This window comes from Achromobacter sp. SIMBA_011, assembly GCF_046535435.1.
Lineage (GTDB): Bacteria > Pseudomonadota > Gammaproteobacteria > Burkholderiales > Burkholderiaceae_B > Achromobacter > Achromobacter dolens.
Genome location: NZ_JAWRWN010000004.1, coordinates 213,598 through 229,250 on the forward strand (window position 1 = coordinate 213,598; position 15,653 = coordinate 229,250).

The 15,653-nt window shown below is 67.3% G+C and carries 16 protein-coding genes; 12 read left to right on the forward strand and 4 right to left on the reverse strand.

Annotation, left to right across the window (positions count from 1 at the left end; all coding sequences use genetic code 11):
* Positions 1–3: 3 nt before the first annotated feature.
* On the reverse strand, positions 4–1,179 hold the full coding sequence (axyX, locus tag SB816_RS16720) for a multidrug efflux RND transporter periplasmic adaptor subunit AxyX (protein ID WP_054501613.1): 1,176 nt from the start codon (positions 1,177–1,179) through the stop codon (positions 4–6).
* Positions 1,180–1,410: 231 nt separating this feature from the next.
* Between axyX and axyZ the strand changes: the two genes are divergently transcribed.
* From axyZ to SB816_RS16755, 7 genes are all read left to right on the forward strand, one after another.
* Positions 1,411–2,049, forward strand: a complete 639-nt coding sequence (axyZ, locus tag SB816_RS16725; protein WP_054501612.1) for a multidrug efflux transcriptional repressor AxyZ — start codon at positions 1,411–1,413, stop codon at positions 2,047–2,049.
* A gap of 45 nt (positions 2,050–2,094) precedes the next feature.
* Positions 2,095–2,991, forward strand: a complete 897-nt coding sequence (locus SB816_RS16730) for a LysR family transcriptional regulator (RefSeq protein ID WP_144654939.1) — start codon at positions 2,095–2,097, stop codon at positions 2,989–2,991.
* A gap of 246 nt (positions 2,992–3,237) precedes the next feature.
* On the forward strand, positions 3,238–4,740 hold the full coding sequence (locus SB816_RS16735) for an ABC transporter substrate-binding protein (protein WP_410547307.1): 1,503 nt from the start codon (positions 3,238–3,240) through the stop codon (positions 4,738–4,740).
* 95 nt (positions 4,741–4,835) lie between these two features.
* Positions 4,836–6,635 carry a gamma-glutamyltransferase family protein gene (locus SB816_RS16740; RefSeq protein WP_410547355.1) on the forward strand — a complete coding sequence of 600 codons (1,800 nt, stop codon included), beginning with the start codon at positions 4,836–4,838 and terminating at the stop codon, positions 6,633–6,635.
* Between the two features lie 76 nt (positions 6,636–6,711).
* Positions 6,712–7,683, forward strand: coding sequence for a diacylglycerol/lipid kinase family protein (locus SB816_RS16745; protein WP_054501951.1), 972 nt, complete (start codon positions 6,712–6,714; stop codon positions 7,681–7,683).
* Positions 7,680–8,474 carry a metallophosphoesterase family protein gene (locus tag SB816_RS16750; protein ID WP_410547308.1) on the forward strand — a complete coding sequence of 265 codons (795 nt, stop codon included), beginning with the start codon at positions 7,680–7,682 and terminating at the stop codon, positions 8,472–8,474. Before SB816_RS16745 ends, SB816_RS16750 begins: the two co-directional genes overlap by 4 nt.
* Before the next feature lie 35 nt (positions 8,475–8,509).
* Complete coding sequence (locus SB816_RS16755; protein WP_269875700.1) at positions 8,510–9,277, forward strand: phosphatase PAP2 family protein; 768 nt, start codon at positions 8,510–8,512, stop codon at positions 9,275–9,277.
* On the opposite strand, the gene SB816_RS16760 is transcribed toward SB816_RS16755, so the two are convergent.
* The 3 genes from SB816_RS16760 to SB816_RS16770 are packed head-to-tail and all read right to left on the reverse strand — an operon-like array spanning position 9,248 to position 10,736.
* On the reverse strand, positions 9,248–9,682 hold the full coding sequence (locus SB816_RS16760) for an NAD(P)-binding domain-containing protein (RefSeq protein ID WP_064525988.1): 435 nt from the start codon (positions 9,680–9,682) through the stop codon (positions 9,248–9,250). The genes SB816_RS16755 and SB816_RS16760 overlap by 30 nt on opposite strands.
* Entirely contained in the window at positions 9,679–10,125 is a 447-nt protein-coding gene (locus SB816_RS16765; RefSeq protein WP_054501607.1) for a PaaI family thioesterase, read from the reverse strand. Before SB816_RS16765 ends, SB816_RS16760 begins: the two co-directional genes overlap by 4 nt.
* On the reverse strand, positions 10,122–10,736 hold the full coding sequence (locus SB816_RS16770; protein ID WP_054501606.1) for a TetR/AcrR family transcriptional regulator: 615 nt from the start codon (positions 10,734–10,736) through the stop codon (positions 10,122–10,124). The genes SB816_RS16765 and SB816_RS16770 overlap by 4 nt, the downstream gene beginning before the upstream one ends.
* A gap of 442 nt (positions 10,737–11,178) precedes the next feature.
* Between SB816_RS16770 and SB816_RS16775 the strand changes: the two genes are divergently transcribed.
* From SB816_RS16775 to SB816_RS16795, 5 genes are all read left to right on the forward strand, one after another.
* Positions 11,179–12,342, forward strand: a complete 1,164-nt coding sequence (locus SB816_RS16775; RefSeq protein WP_054501605.1) for a porin — start codon at positions 11,179–11,181, stop codon at positions 12,340–12,342.
* Positions 12,343–12,764: 422 nt separating this feature from the next.
* Positions 12,765–13,124 carry an NADH-quinone oxidoreductase subunit A gene (locus SB816_RS16780; protein WP_020924744.1) on the forward strand — a complete coding sequence of 120 codons (360 nt, stop codon included), beginning with the start codon at positions 12,765–12,767 and terminating at the stop codon, positions 13,122–13,124.
* A 42-nt stretch (positions 13,125–13,166) separates the two neighbouring features.
* Entirely contained in the window at positions 13,167–13,643 is a 477-nt protein-coding gene (locus tag SB816_RS16785) for a NuoB/complex I 20 kDa subunit family protein (RefSeq protein ID WP_006217960.1), read from the forward strand.
* Positions 13,644–13,725: 82 nt separating this feature from the next.
* A complete protein-coding gene (locus tag SB816_RS16790) occupies positions 13,726–14,352 on the forward strand; it encodes an NADH-quinone oxidoreductase subunit C (RefSeq protein ID WP_410547309.1) in 627 nt (208 codons plus the stop codon).
* 3 nt (positions 14,353–14,355) lie between these two features.
* Positions 14,356–15,612, forward strand: a complete 1,257-nt coding sequence (locus tag SB816_RS16795) for an NADH-quinone oxidoreductase subunit D (RefSeq protein ID WP_006389211.1) — start codon at positions 14,356–14,358, stop codon at positions 15,610–15,612.
* Positions 15,613–15,653 lie beyond the last annotated feature (41 nt).

Consider the following 15,653-nt stretch of genomic DNA (forward strand, 5'->3'; position numbering starts at 1 on the left):
GGTTTACCTTTTTTCGTTATTTCCCGCGGTCGCCGCGGGCGCGCTCGGCGCGGCCCGCTCGACCGGTTTGATTTTCTGGCCGGGGGCCAACTGCGCGGCGTTTTCCACCACCACGCGCTCGCCGCCTTTCAGTCCCTCTGTGACGACCCAGTTCGGGCCCAGCAGCCGGTGCGCGGCCACCGGCACGCTGCGCAGCTCGCCGTCGTCGCCGGCCACCAGCAGGTGCGCGCCATCGGCGTTGCGCAGCAGGGCGTTGCGCGGCACCAGGAAAGTGTCGCGGTTGACCGCCTGCTCCAGCCGCACCCGCACGTACATGCCCGGCAGCAGTTCGCGCCCCGGGTTGTCGAACAGCGCGCGCATGGTCACGTTGTCGGTGCCGGGATCGACCGCCAGGTCGGCGAACGACAACGTGCCGCCCTGGCCGTACTCGGAGCCGTCCGGCAGCAGCAGGCGCACCCGCATCTTGTCTGGCGCGACGCCTTGCAGGGCGCCGGCGCGGATCTGCTTCTGCAACTGCATGACTTCGGCGGCGGGCTGCGAGAAATTGACGTAGATCGGGTCGAGCTGCTGCACCACCGTCAGCGGCGTGGCCTGGCCTTCGCCCACCAGCGCGCCCTCGGTGACCAGGGCGCGGCGCGCGCGGCCATCGATCGGGGAGGTGACCCGGGCGTATTCCAGCCGCAGCCTGGCGCTTTGCAGGTTGGCCTTGGCCAGGGCCACCTCGGCGCGGGCCTGGCGCTCCTCGGCCACGCTCTCGGCGTGGTCGCGTTCGCTGATGGCGCGGTCCGACACCAGGTCGGCATAGCGGCGCAGCTTGTCGGCGGCGGCGGACAGGTTGGCCTGGGCGCGCGCCAGCGAGGCCGCCTCGGAATCGTAGGCGGCCTGCAGCGGCGCCGGATCGATCTGAAAGAGCGGCGTGCCGCGCGTCACTTCCTGGCCTTCTTCATACAGGCGGCGGGTGACGATGCCGGCCACGCGGGCGCGGACCTCGGCCTCGCGGTAGGGCTCCAACCGGCCGGGCAGCTCGCTGGCGACGGCGGTGGGCGTGGCCCTGGCCACGATGACGCCGACTTCGGCGGGGGCCTTGGCGGCTTCGGGCGTTTCCTGCTTCGAGCATGCGGAAACAAGAACCAGTACGGAGGCGAATGCGAGCGTTCTGAGGGGAACTCGGTGCGTCATTTCTAAAAATTATTGTGAGGCGCCCGTTGCGGGCGAGAGCGGGAAAATCGCGGGTTTTCCCTGTGGGGTCCGCAGTCTATCATTTAATCCGTCATGCTTGATTAATTGTTTTGTTCGAAAGTATGCTGGCGGCTGCATACTTCTTTACAGTGCGCAGACGGCGGCCCCCGCAAGGCGGGCCGCCGTTTTCATGTCCCCCCTTCAACCCTTTTTCCACAAGGAGATCCCTGTATGGCCCGCAAGACGAAAGAAGAATCCCAACGCACCCGCGACCGCATCCTGGACGCCGCCGAACACGTGTTCCTGTCCAAGGGCGTGGCCAGCACCACCATGAGCGATATCGCCGATTTCGCAGGCGTGTCCCGGGGCGCCGTCTACGGCCATTACAAGAACAAGATCGATGTCTGCATCGCCATGTGCGACCGGGCCCTGGGAGAAGCGGTGTCGCTGACCCGCGTGTCGACCGACGGCGAGGCGCTGGAAGCGCTCTACGCGTCGATGCGCCAGTACGTGCAGATCTACGCCGAGGAAGGCTCGGTTCAGCGCGTGCTGGAAATCCTCTACCTGAAATGCGAGCGCAGCGACGAGAACGCGCCCCTCCTGCGCCGTCGCGACCTGTGGGAACGCCACGCCCTGCGCACGTCCGAGAAACTGCTGCGCGCCGCCGTCAGCCGCGAAGACCTGCCGCCCGCCCTGGACGTGCGCCTGTCCAATGTCTACCTGCATTCCCTGATCGAAGGCGTGTTCGGCACTATCTGCTGGTCCGATCGCCTCAAGGGCGATATCTGGCCGCGCGTCGAGCGCATGCTCCGCGCCGCCATCGATACGCTGCGGCTGTCGCCGCAACTGCGGTTGCCGCAGGCCGCCTGATCGCAGGCCGCCTGATCGCAGGCCGCCTGATCCTACAATCGGGGCATGACCCTCAAGCAACTCGAAGCCTTCTATTGGGCCGCCACCTGCGCCAGTTTCGCCGTGGCGGCCGAGCGGCTGCACCTGTCGGTGTCATCGCTGTCCAAGCGCATCGTCGAGCTCGAGGACGCGCTGGGCCGGCCGTTGTTCGACCGCAGCGGCCACAAGGCGGTCCTGACCGACGCCGGCCAGCGGCTGCTGCCGCAAGCGCGCGAACTGCTGGCGGCGGCCGACGGCATCCGCGCTTCGCTGGCCGAAACCCCGGGACTGCGCGGCCGTTGCCGTTTCGGCGTGGGCGAACTGACCGCGCTGACCTGGCTGCCGCGCCTGATCGGCGTGGTCCGCGCCGCCTATCCCGACCTGGTGCTGGAGCCCTATGTGGATATCGGCCAGGTGCTGGAGCAGCGGGTGGCCGACGGCGAACTGGATTTCGCCGTCATCGCCGGGCGTTCCTCGCGCCCCAACATCGCATCCGCGCCGATCGGGGAGGCTGCGTTCGCCTGGGCCGCGGCGCCTGCCGCGCTGGCGGGCGCGACCCGCATGTCGCCCGGCCTGCTGGCCCGGTTGCCGCTGGTGACCCTGCCGGCGGGCGCGGGCACCACCCGCATCGTGGACGATTGGCTGGCTGGACGCGACGTGGCCGGCGAGCGGCTCTGCTGCAACAACTGGGGCGCCATCGCCGGCCTGCTGATCGAGGGCACCGGGGTGGGACTGCTGCCCAGCCATTGGGCGCGGGCGTTGCAGGACGAGGGCAGCCTGCGGGTGCTCGATTGCGATCCGGCGCCAGCGGCATTGCCGTATTCCTTTCAGTACCGCCGCGACGACACCCGGCCGCTGGTGGGCAAACTGCGGGAATCCGTGCTGGCGGCGGTCGACTTCTCGGCGCCTTGCCGCCTGCCTTGAGACCGCGGGGCCGGCGGCGCGCGGGCGACCTGTCCGCAAGGCGGTCGCCGCGGGCGCGTTTGGACGGCTGACTGCCCGCGCTCTATACAATCGTGGCGCGCCTGGCGCAGAATCCAAACAAGAACGTGCGCAACGGGGGGATGGGCCCGGCGATGCAGCACGGCTCGGGGTCTGTTCCCTCACCGCCGGGCGGCGCGCCGTCCGGCGCGGGGGGAAGCAGGCCGCCTGAATCGACGGAGATCATTCATGCGTAAACTCTGCCTCGCCATGGCCATGGCGGGAATGCTGGCCAGCGGGCTGGCCCAAGCCCAGTCGACCCTGCGGGTCGGCCTGCAGGACGACCCGGACGTGCTCGATCCGACCCGCGCCCGCACCTTTGTCGGCCGCATCGTGTTCGCCTCGCTGTGCGACAAGCTGGTCGACATCACGCCGGACCTGAAGTTCGTGCCGCAGTTGGCGCAGTCCTGGAGCACCAGCCCGGACAACAAGACGCTGACCTTCAAGCTGCGCACCGATGTCGTGTTCCATGACGGCACGCCGATCGACGCCGCCGCGGTCAAGGCCAACCTGGATCGCGCCCGCACGCTGCCCGACAGCAACCGCAAGAGCGAGCTGGCCACCGTGGCCAGCGTCGACGCGCCCGACGCCAGCACCGTGGTGCTGCACCTGTCCGAGCCCGACGCCTCGCTGTTGTCGCAGTTGTCCGACCGCGCCGGCATGATGATCTCGCCCGCCTCGTTCGACAAGGATCCCGGCGGCAAGCCGGTGTGCTCGGGCCCGTACCAGTTCAAGGAACGGGTGCAGAACGACCGCATCGTGCTGGAGAAATTTCCCAAGTATTGGGACGCCGCCAATTACCACTTCGACCGAGTGGTGTTCACGCCGATCCCCGACAACACCGTGCGCCTGAACAATCTGCGCGCCGGCGACCTCGACATCATCGAGCGCGTGGCGCCCAGCGACGTCAAGGCGGTCAAGGACGACGCCAATCTGCGCCTGGCCCCGGTCACCGGCCTGGGCTTCCAGTCGATCTCGGTCAACCTGGGCAACGGCGCCCGCGCCAACAACCCGCTGGCCAAGGACAAGCGGGTGCGCCAGGCGCTCGACCTGGCCATCGACCGCGACGTGCTCAACCAGGTCATCGGCGAAGGCCAGTACCAGCCGGCCTACCAGCCGTTCCCGCCGGCCAGCTTCGCCTACAACAAGTCGTTCGAGCACGCCGGCCGCGATCCCAGGAAGGCCCAGGCCCTGCTCAAGGAAGCGGGCTTCGACCGCGTCAAGTTCGAGATCACCTTCGGCAACAACACCACCATGCAGCAGGTGTTCGAGCTGGTGCAGGCCATGGGCGCCGAGGCCGGCTTCGACATTACCCTGCGTCCGGTGGAGTTCGCCTCGCTGCAATCGTCGCTGGCCCGCGGTGACTTCGAAGTCGGGCAGAGCGGCTGGTCCGGCCGCGTCGATCCCAGCGGCAACATCCACCAGTACCTGAGCTGCAAGGGCAACCTGAACGACGGCAAGTTCTGCGATCCCCAGGCCGACAAGCTGCTCAACGAGGCCCGCGCCGAGCCGGACACGGCCAAGCGCCGCGCCCTGTACGACCAGGTGCTGTCGGTGATGCAGGACCAGCGTCCCATCGTCTACCTGTTCTACCTGCCGTGGACCTTCGGCACGCAGAAGAAGCTGGAAGGCTTCGTGCCGTATCCCGATGGCCTGATCCGCCTGAAGGGCGTCACCCTGGCCGGGAAGTAGCATCGAGCCAGATACGGGACCCGGTTGCGGGTCCCGTTTTTACTTGTCTCTCGCGGCCGCCGGCCTCGCGCCGTCCGCAACAGGATCGCATCATGATGTTTACGACTCGCCCGGAAATCCTCGGCACCTTTGGTGTCGTGACCTCCACCCATTGGCTGGCCAGCTCAGCCGGCATGTCGCTGCTGGAGCGCGGCGGCAACGCCTTCGACGCCTGTGTCGCCTCGGCCTTCGTGCTGCAGGTGGTCGAGCCCCACCTGGTCGGCCCGGCCGGCGAAGTGCCGGCGGTGTTCTATTCCGCCCGCACCGGCCGCCTCGAAGTGCTGTGCGGCCAGGGCACCACGCCCGCCGCCGCCACGCTCGAGCGCTACCGCGCCGAAGGCCTCGGTCTGATCCCCGGCAACGGCCTGCTGGCCACCGTGATCCCCGGCGCGTTCGACGCCTGGATGCAGTTGCTGCGCGACCACGGCACGATGCGCGTGCGCGACGTGCTGGAACCGGCCATCTACTACGCGGAGCACGGCCACGCGCTGATGCCGCGCATCTCCAACACCATCGCCGGCCTGAAGGACTTCTTCCAGGCCCACTGGCCCACCACCGCGCAGGTCTACCTGCCCGGCGGCAACGTGCCCGAGGCCCGCAAGCTGTTCCGCAACCCGGCGCTGGCCGCCACCTGGACCCGCGTGTTGCGGGAAGCGGAACAGGCCGGCGGCGACCGCGAGCGCCAGATCGAGGCCGCCCGCGACGCCTTCTACCGCGGCTTCGTGGCCGAGGCCATCGACAAGTTCGCGCGCGGCACCGAGGTCATGGACGAGAGCGGCCAGCGCCATCGGGGCGTGATCACCGCCGACGACCTGGCCGGCTGGTCCGCCAGCTACGACCCGCCCGCCACCTATGACTACCACGGCTACACCGTGGCCAAGGCAGGCGCCTGGAGCCAGGGGCCGGTGTTCCTGCAGACCCTGGCGCTGCTCAGGGAGATGGACCTGGCCGGCGTCGGCCCGACCAGCGCCGAGTTCGTGCACCGAGTCACCGAGGCCATGAAGCTGGCCTTCGCCGACCGCGAGGCCTACTACGGCGATCCCGTCTTCGTCGATGTGCCGCTGGCCCAATTGCTGTCGGACGACTACAACGACGCGCGCCGCGCGCTCATCGGCGAGCAGGCCTCGCAGGACCTGCGGCCCGGCGTGATTGCCGGCTTCGAGGTGCAGGTGGCGCGGGTGATGGACACGCTGCAGCGCCTGTCCAAGGTGTCGGCCCCCGGCAGCGCGACCAACGAACCGACGCTGGCCGACATGCGCGCCTCGGTCAAGCGCGGCGACACCACCCACGTCGACGTCATCGACCGCTGGGGCAACATGATCTCGGCCACGCCGTCGGGCGGCTGGTTCCAGTCCTCGCCGGTGATCCCGGAACTGGGTTTCGGCCTGAACACCCGCGCCCAGATGTTCTGGCTGGAAGAGGGACTGCCGGGCACGCTGGCGCCGGGCAAGCGCCCGCGCACCACGCTGACGCCGTCGCTGGCGCTGCGCGAGGGCCGGCCCTATCTGGCGTTTGGCACACCGGGCGGCGATCAGCAGGAACAATGGCAACTGCTGTTCTTCCTGCGCCACGCGCACCACGGCCTGAACCTGCAGGAAGCCATCGACCTGCCGATGTCGCACACCATGCATTTCCCCACCTCGTTCTACCCGCGCGATCGCAAGCCGGGGCACCTGGCGGTGGAAAGCGGCTTCGGCGCCGAGACCATCGCCGCGCTGCGCGCCCGCGGGCACCACATCGAGGAAGTCCCGCAGTGGTCGGTTGGCCGCCTGACCGCCGCTTCGCGCGACGCCGACGGCCTGCTGCACGCGGCCGCCACGCCGCGCCTGATGCAGGCCTACGCGGTCGGCCGCTGAGCCGCGTGCCGGCGCGTCCGACAGGCGCGCGCCGGCACGGTTGCGGCGATTTGCCGCCATGGGCTATCTTTTGTCCATGACGCCTATCCAGCAGAGCCCGGCGAACGGGGCTCGTCCCCTCGCGGGACACGAACCTCTCTTCATCGTCCTGAACACCGGCTCCGGGCGCGGCGACGCGCAAGTGCTGCAGGACATCATCCGCCGCGTGCTCGACGAGGCCGGCCGGCGCTACCAGTTGATGCCAATCGACGATCCATCGCGCCTGGTCGACACCGCCCGCGAGGCCGTGGCCCTGGCGCGCGAGGCTGGCGGCATCGTGGTCGCGGCCGGCGGCGACGGCACGCTCAACGCCGTCGCCGGCCAGGTGCTGGGGCAGGGCGTGCCGTTCGGCATCCTGCCGCAAGGCACCTTCAATTACTTCGGCCGCCGCTACGGCATCTCGCAGGACACCGAAGCCGCGCTGCGCGGCCTGCTGGGCGGCGAGCTGCGGCCGGTGCAGGTCGGCCTGCTCAATGGCCGCCTGTTCCTGGTCAACGCCAGCCTGGGGCTCTATCCGCAACTGCTGGAAGATCGCGAGGCCTACAAGCAGCGTTTCGGCCGCAGCCGCCTGGTGGCGCTCTGGTCCGGGCTGGTGACGCTGCTGCGCGCGCCGCGCCAGCTCAGCCTGCGGCTCGAGTACGAAGGCCGGACGCGCGATCTGCGTTCGCCGACGCTGGTGGTCGGCAACAACCGCCTGCAACTGGAGCACATCGGCATAGACCCCTCCGAACTCGATCGCAACCGCCTGGTGGCCATGGCCGCCCGGCCGGTGGGCACGCTGGCGCTCTATGGCCTGCTGTTGCGCGGCCTGTTCAGCCGCTTGGGCGAGGCCGAGCATGTGGTCAGCTTCGCCTTCGACCGTCTGAGGGTCTCGATTCGCGGACGCCGCCGCGTCAAGGTCGCCATGGACGGCGAGATATCCTGGATGGACACGCCCCTGGAATTCAAGGTGTCCGATACGCCCCTGCCGCTGGTGGTGCCGGTCGACGCCGAAGAGGAGCGCCCATGACGCGCATCCTGCAATTGTCGGACACCCACTTCGGCACCGAACGCAAGCCGGTGGTCGAGGCCGCGCTGGACCTGGCGCACGCGCTCGCGCCGGACCTGGTCGTGATCAGCGGCGACATCACCCAGCGCGCCCGGCGCGGCCAGTTCGCGGCGGCCCGCAAGTTCATCGAGCGGCTCTCGCTGCCGGTGCTGGCGGTCCCGGGCAACCACGACATTCCCTTGTTCAATGTGTTCGCCCGGGCGCTCAACCCCTACGGCAACTACAAGCGCGCGCTCGGCGCCGTGCTCGAACCGGTCTATGAAACCGCCGGCCTGCTGGCCATCGGCGTCAACACCACGCGGCCCCGCCGCCGCAAGGATGGCGAGATCTCCGACGCCCAGATCGCGCGCGTGGCGCAGCGGTTGCGCCAGGCCCGGCCCGGCCAGTTGCGGGTGGTGGTGGCGCATCACCCGGTGCGCGCCAAGGTCGAGTCCGATCGCTTCAACCTGCTGATCGGCCGCGAGCGCGCGCTGGCGGCCTGGGCCCAGGCCGGAGTCGACCTGATCCTCGGCGGGCACATCCATCTGCCCTACGTGCTGCCCGCCAGCGCCGACCCGGGCGTCATGGCCGGCTGGGCGGTCCAGGCCGGCACCGCGTGCTCGCGCCGGGTGCGCGGCAACATCCCCAATTCGGTCAATGTGATCACGCGCGAGGGCGAGGGCGAGACCCGGGTCTGCCACGTCGAGCGCTGGGACTACGCCGCTGGCGCCCATGCCTTCGCGCCGGTCGACAAGACCCTGGTGGCGGGGTAGGGCGTGGCAACGGGAATCGGGACGGAGTGGGCGCCATGATCGACGCCGGGGCGGCATGGATTTCGTTCCACGCGCTGTCGTTGTTTCTGCTTTTGCCTTTGGGCGCGGCGCTCGTGGCGGTGGCGCTGGCGCGCGCCTGCATGCGGGCCCGGCCCGCCACGCGCCTGGCGGCGGGCGCGGGCGCCGTGGCGTTGGCCGGCGCGCTGTTCCTGGGGCTGGCCTTCGCCGTCACGCGGCAGGGGCCGGTGGTGGAATTCGACAGCGCCCTCGCCGCAGCGCTCAGCATGTCGCTGGGCGATTCCCTGCTGTGGCTGCTGTCCTGGTTCACCACACTGGGCGACCGGAATGTGCTGACGGTATTCGCAGTCCTGATGACCCTCGCGCTGCTGGCGCGCCGCCAGTGGGAATTGGCGGCTTTCTGCGCGGCCGCCACGGGCGGCGGCGGCCTCATCAACCGCCTCCTCAAGCAGGGTTTCGAACGCGTGCGGCCCGAGCATGATCATGGTTTCGCCACCGCCTTCGGTTGGAGCTTTCCCAGTGGCCATGCCTCGGCCGCCATGGCGGTGTACGGGGCCGCCTGCTATCTGGCCTGGCGCCTGGCGCCCGCCTCCTGGCGGTTGCCGGCAGCGGCCCTGGCGGCGGCGCTGGTGACGGCGATCGGCCTGAGCCGCGTGCTGCTGCAGGTGCATTTCGCCAGCGACGTGGTGGCGGGCTTCGCCGTCAGCTTCGCCTGGCTGGCGTTGTGCGTGGCCGCGGCCGAACGCCTGGGCGGCTCAGCGCGGCGCGATCAGGGCCTCCAATAGCCGCGCATCCGGCCCGCCGCCGGCCGTTGGCCGCAGCGGCGCGCAGGCGTAGCGTCCGCCGGCGGTGGCGATCGCCAGGTCCAGCCGGCGCGCCCGCTCGGGCGGCGGCGGCTCCAGGTCCACGATCAGCTTGCCGGCCACGGGCGCGGTGACCTCGCCGTCGCTGAAGCGCTCAAGGGTCCGATCGATTTCACGTTCGCGCGGCAGGGCCAGTACGATGGTGTCGGACTCCGCCAGCGCTTCGCGCGCCGAGGTCGCCAGGGTGGCGCTGCCGCGGAAGTCCTCGCAACGGTCCGGGTCGATGTCGTAGACGGTCAGGGCGATGTCCGGCTCGGCCGCGAGCAGGCGCCGCGCCGCCTGCGTGCCGGTGCGGCCCATGCCGACGATGCTGATGCGCAGGCTCATGGCTTCGGCACCGACCAGGTGCTGACGATATGGGCCAGCGGCTCATCCGAACCCGCGGCGGTCAGGATGACCTCGCCCGCGGACAGGCGGCCCACCTTGAGCAGCCGCGCCTCGGCGTGGATTGCGCCGGCCGGGCTCTTGCGCAGGAAGTTGATGGTCAGGCTGGCCGTGACCGCGTGGGCCTGGCCAGTGGCGCCGACCACCGCCGCATACATGGCCAGGTCGGCCAGCCCCATCAGCATCGGGCCGGCGACGATGCCGCCGAGCCGCTGGTGGCTGTCGCGCGCGGGCAGCACGGCCAGCGCGGTGCCGCGGCCGATGCGCTGCACTTCGATCCCCAACAGTAGCGAAAACGGATGTTGCTCGGCCAGCAGCAGCCGGAAATCGGCCAGGCTGATCAGCGGCGCGTCGGTGTCGGCGCAGGGCAGGGTCGTGGCGGTCATCGTTGTTCCAGGGCGTGGCAGTAGTGATCCAGCAGGACGTCGGCCTGCTGGCCCAGCGATTTCAGGCGGCGGGTGTGCAATAGCAGAAGCAGCCCGATCAGGTAGGTGAAGACATTCATCTGCTCGACCTGCACTGCCTCGGCCGTCCAGGACTTGGTGCGGGCCAGGGCCTGGCCAAGCACGTCGACGCACAGCCGCAGCCGGCCGTTGAGCCGTTCGTCCATGTCGCGCCCCAGCCCGCGCGGCCCCAGCCCCTGGAACAGGTACAGCCCCAGCGAGAAATCGGTGCGGCGCTCGGCGTAGTAGCCGAAGAAAGCCTGGATGGCCTGGCGCGCGGCGGACGCGGGCGCGCCGCCGGAGGTCGCGCCCAGCAGATGGGTGTGCAGGCGCTGCAGCGATTCGTCCAGCAGGGCGCCGTACAACGCCTCCTTGCCCGCGAACCAGGGGTAGATCGCGCCGGTGGTGCAGCCGGCCTCCTTGGCGATGGCGCGCAGCGTGGTCTTTTCCAGCCCGTCGCGCTCGAATACCCGCTGGGCGGCGTCCAGGATCATCTGCCGGCGCAGCGCGCTCAGGCGTTCATTGCGGTCGCTGCGAGGAGTGACGGTGGTCATGGCCAAGGAAGCGAAGGGGTGACTATGTTGCGAAATAATATCGCTGCTTTATTTAAATAACAACGTTATCCAAGCTGACGGCGCCAATGTGGGGAGGCCGCCCGGGCAGACCGGGAAGCGGTCTTGCCGAAGAGGTTATTCGGTCTGGAAAGACATATGAAAGAAACCCGACGCGATCCCTTCATTTATTAGGGCCAGGGCTGAAAGTCGCATGGATACGTGGTCATTCGCAAAACGCAGGGTTAGCCCTATGGGGAGTTGGTCTGATGTTGCAATATCCCAACAGGGCTGTCGCAAACGTGCACTTTTCTGGTGTCGACCATAGCCAGCCCCCCCGATTTTTGATGCAATAGCGTCAACTTCCCTTCGCGGAGTTAGGGGGGCGGCAGGCTGGTTTGCTGGATTGCTGCTCTTGTCACTCAAATCAACGGAGATTTCTTAAATGAAAAAGACTCTGCTCGCTGCCGCCCTGCTCGCCGGTTTCGCCGGTGTCGCCCAGGCAGAAACGTCTGTCACCCTGTACGGCATCATCGACACGGGTATCGGCTACAACAAGATCAGCGGTGCTGGCGATGCCAAGAACGGCAGCCGTATCGGCATGATCAACGGTGTCCAGAACGGTTCGCGCTGGGGTCTGCGTGGTTCGGAAGATCTGGGTGACGGCCTGCGCGCTGTTTTCCAACTGGAATCGGGTTTCGACTCGGGTAACGGCAAGTCGGCTCAAAACGGCCGTCTGTTCGGCCGTCAAGCCACCGTCGGTCTGGCCAGCGACAGCTGGGGTCAACTGGACTTCGGTCGCCAAACCAACATCGCGTCGAAGTACTTCGGCTCGATCGATCCGTTCGGCGCCGGCTTCAACGTCGCCAACATCGGTACCGGCATGAGCGCTGCCAACACGCAACGCTACGACAACATGGTCATGTACCAAACCCCGTCGTTCAGCGGCTTCCAGTTCGGCGTTGGCTACTCGTTCAGCGCTGACGAAGGCAATGCCGACAGCTCGACCAAGGCTGACCCGGCTCGCGTTGGCTTCAAGACCGCCGACAACGTCCGTGCCATCACGACCGGCCTGCGCTACGTCAATGGTCCCCTGAACGTCGCTCTGTCGTACGACCAACTGAACGCTTCGCACAACCAAGCTCAAGGTGAAGTCGACGCGACGCCCCGTTCGTACATGATCGGCGGTTCGTATGACTTCGAAGTGGTCAAGCTGGCCCTGGCCTACGCTCGCACCACCGACGGCTGGTTCGCCACGTCCAACCCGGCCGGCGCTTCGGGCTCGATTACCGTTGACGGTACGTCGCGCAAGCTGGGCTTCGGTGCCAACCAGTTCGCTGATGGCTTCAAGGCCAACTCCTACCTGCTGGGTCTGTCGGCTCCGATCGGCGGCGCTTCGAGCCTGTTCGGTTCGTGGCAGCGCGTTGACCCGTCGAACAACAAGCTGACTGGCGACGATGCCACGATGAACGTGTTCTCGGCCGGCTACACCTACGACCTGTCCAAGCGTACCAACCTGTACGCCTACGGTTCGTACTCGAAGAACTACGCGTTCAACGACGGCGTCAAGGCGACCGCTGTTGGCGTGGGCCTGCGTCACCGCTTCTAATCGAAAGCAGGGCGCAAGTCCTGCCTAGATTCTTAGTGCATGAGCGGGCTTCGGCCCGCTCATATGAAACCACCCTTCGGGGTGGTTTTTTTATGTCCGAAATGTCTGATTTTTAGGCGACAGGTCCGCGCGCATGGCGGTGTGGGCGGGCGGGGGGGGGGCGTGTGTCGTCGCGAGGTGTGCGCGATCGGCGGCGAAGAGGGGGTGTGAATGGCATCGCGTGGCCGCTGTGCGGGCGTTTTATCGTGCTGGCGGCGCGGGCGTAGCGCGATTGCGGTAAGCTGTTTGCTTCCCGTCAAAGATTGCGATTGTTCCACTGGAGAAATGCAGTCTTTCACCCGCTGTTCACGCTACAGAGTTCAGCCGGAAGTAACCGCGCGAATGCTACAATCCTAAGGTTTGCGCATTTGACGGACGCCTGAATGAACCTGCAACAGTATTTCCCCGTCCTGCTGTTTATCGTAGTGGCCACCCTTATCGGGTTCGCGCTTCTGACGGCCGGCTCCCTCCTTGGCCCGCGGCGTCCCTACGCCGAGAAGCTATCCCCCTATGAGTGCGGCTTCGAAGCGTTCGAAGACGCGCGCATGAAGTTTGACGTGCGCTACTACCTGGTGGCGATCCTGTTCATTCTTTTCGACCTGGAAATCGCGTTCCTGTTCCCGTGGGCCATCGCCCAGGGAACGGTTGGAATCGTCGGCTTCTGGACGGTCATGGTTTTCCTCGCCGTGTTGACCGTCGGCTTCATCTACGAATGGAAAAAGGGCGCGCTGGACTGGGAATGACCCGCCGGGTTATTTCATCACCGCACGCTATCAGAGACGAATATGGCTATAGACGGCATTCTCAAGCAAGGGTTCATCACAACCAGCGCCGATAAGTTCCTTAACTGGGCGAAAACCGGCTCCATGTGGCCCATGACCTTCGGCCTGGCCTGTTGCGCGGTCGAGATGATGCACGCGGGCGCGGCCCGCTACGACCTGGACCAGTTCGGCATCATCTTCCGCCCCAGCCCGCGTCAGTCCGACCTGATGATCGTCGCCGGCACGCTGTGCAACAAGATGGCGCCGGCGCTGCGCAAGGTCTACGACCAGATGCCCGAACCGCGTTGGGTGGTGTCGATGGGCTCCTGTGCCAATGGTGGCGGTTACTACCACTACTCGTATTCCGTGGTGCGCGGCTGCGATCGCATCGTACCGGTAGACGTCTACGTGCCGGGCTGCCCGCCCACGGCCGAGGCGCTGGTCTACGGCTTGCTGCAGATGCAGAACAAGATCCGCCTGACCAACACGATTGCGCGCTGAGTTTGCGCTCCGGTCCGCGGCCGCCGCAAACGCCGCCGCAGGACCCCGCGAAACAGCGTATCGGTTCACCTAAGCGTACAAGATGATGACCAGGCTCGAAACCCTGAAAAACAATTTGCAGACCACCCTCGGCGCGGACATCGCGCTGACCGAGGCGCTGGGCGAGCTGACGCTCGAAGTGCCCGCGGAGCAGTGGTTCTCCGTCTGCAACAAGCTGCGCACCGAAGCCGGCCTGCGCTTCGAAATCTGTATCGACCTCTGTGGCGTCGATTACCTGACCTGGGGCAACGGCACGCGCCAACTGCCCGAGGAAACCAACGCCAAGGTGCACCGCGCGCGCTTCGCCGTGGTCGCGCACCTGCTGTCGGTCGAGAACAACTGGCGCCTGCGCGTGCGCACCTGGGCGCCGGACGACGAGTTCCCGATGGTCGCCTCGCTGATGGAATGCTGGCCGGCCGTGGGCTGGTTCGAGCGCGAGGCGTTCGACCTGTACGGCATCGTCTTCGAAGGCCACCCGGACCTGCGCCGCATCCTGACCGACTACGGCTTCATCGGCCACCCGTTCCGCAAGGACTTCCCGCTCTCCGGCACCGTCGAAATGCGCTACGACCCGGAACAGAAGCGCGTCATTTACCAGCCCCTCACGATCGACCCGCGCGAGATCACGCCGCGCGTGGTGCGCGAAGACACCTACGGCTTGGGACGTTGAATCATGGCAGAAATCAAGAACTACACGCTCAACTTCGGCCCGCAGCACCCGGCCGCCCACGGCGTGCTGCGCCTGGTGCTCGAGCTGGACGGCGAAGTCATCCAGCGCGCCGACCCGCACATCGGCCTGCTGCACCGCGCCACTGAAAAGCTGGCCGAGCACAAGACCTACATCCAGGCGCTGCCCTACATGGACCGCCTGGACTACGTGTCCATGATGTGCAACGAGCACGCCTACGTCATGGCCATCGAGAAGCTGCTGGGCGTCGAAGCCCCGCTGCGCGCGCAGTACATCCGCGTCATGTTCGACGAGATCACGCGTCTCCTGAACCACCTGATGTCGCTGGGTTCGCACGCGCTCGACGTGGGCGCCATGGCGGTGTTCCTGTACGCCTTCCGTGAACGCGAAGACCTGATGGACTGCTACGAAGCGGTCTCGGGCGCGCGCATGCACGCGGCCTACTATCGTCCGGGCGGCGTCTACCGCGACCTGCCGGACACCATGCCGCAGTACGGCGAGACCAGCAAATACCGTGGCGAGAAGGAAGTGCGCGTCATGAACGACGCGCGTTCGGGCTCGCTGCTGGACTTCATCGAAGACTTCACCAACCGCTTCCCCGCCTGCGTCGACGAGTACGAAACCCTGCTCACCGACAACCGCATCTGGAAGCAGCGCCTGGTCGGCATCGGCGTGGTCGATCCCGACCGCGCCAAGGCCCTGGGCTTCACCGGCCCGATGCTGCGTGGCTCGGGCGTGGCCTGGGACCTGCGCAAGATGCAGCCCTACGAAGTCTACGACCTGCTCGATTTCGACATCCCCGTCGGCGTCAACGGCGACTGCTACGACCGCTACCTGGTCCGCATCGCCGAAATGCGCGAGAGCAACCGCATCATCCGCCAGTGCGTGGAATGGCTGCGCAACAACCCGGGCCCGGTCATGATCGAGAACCACAAGATCGCCCCGCCCAAGCGCACCGCCATGAAGACCAACATGGAAGAGCTGATCCATCACTTCAAGCTCTTCACCGAAGGTTTCCACGTGCCCCCGGGTGAAGCGTTCGCCTCGGTGGAGCACCCCAAGGGCGAGTTCGGCATCTACCTGGTGTCGGACGGCGCCAACAAGCCGTACCGCCTGAAGATTCGGGCCCCCGGCTTCGCCCACCTGCAATCGCTGGACGAAATGTCGCGCGGTCACATGATCGCCGACGCCGTCACCATCATTGGTACGCAGGACATCGTTTTCGGCGAGATCGATCGCTGATCCGCCAGACAGTCACGAGCACGCCCGCATAACCCGGATTC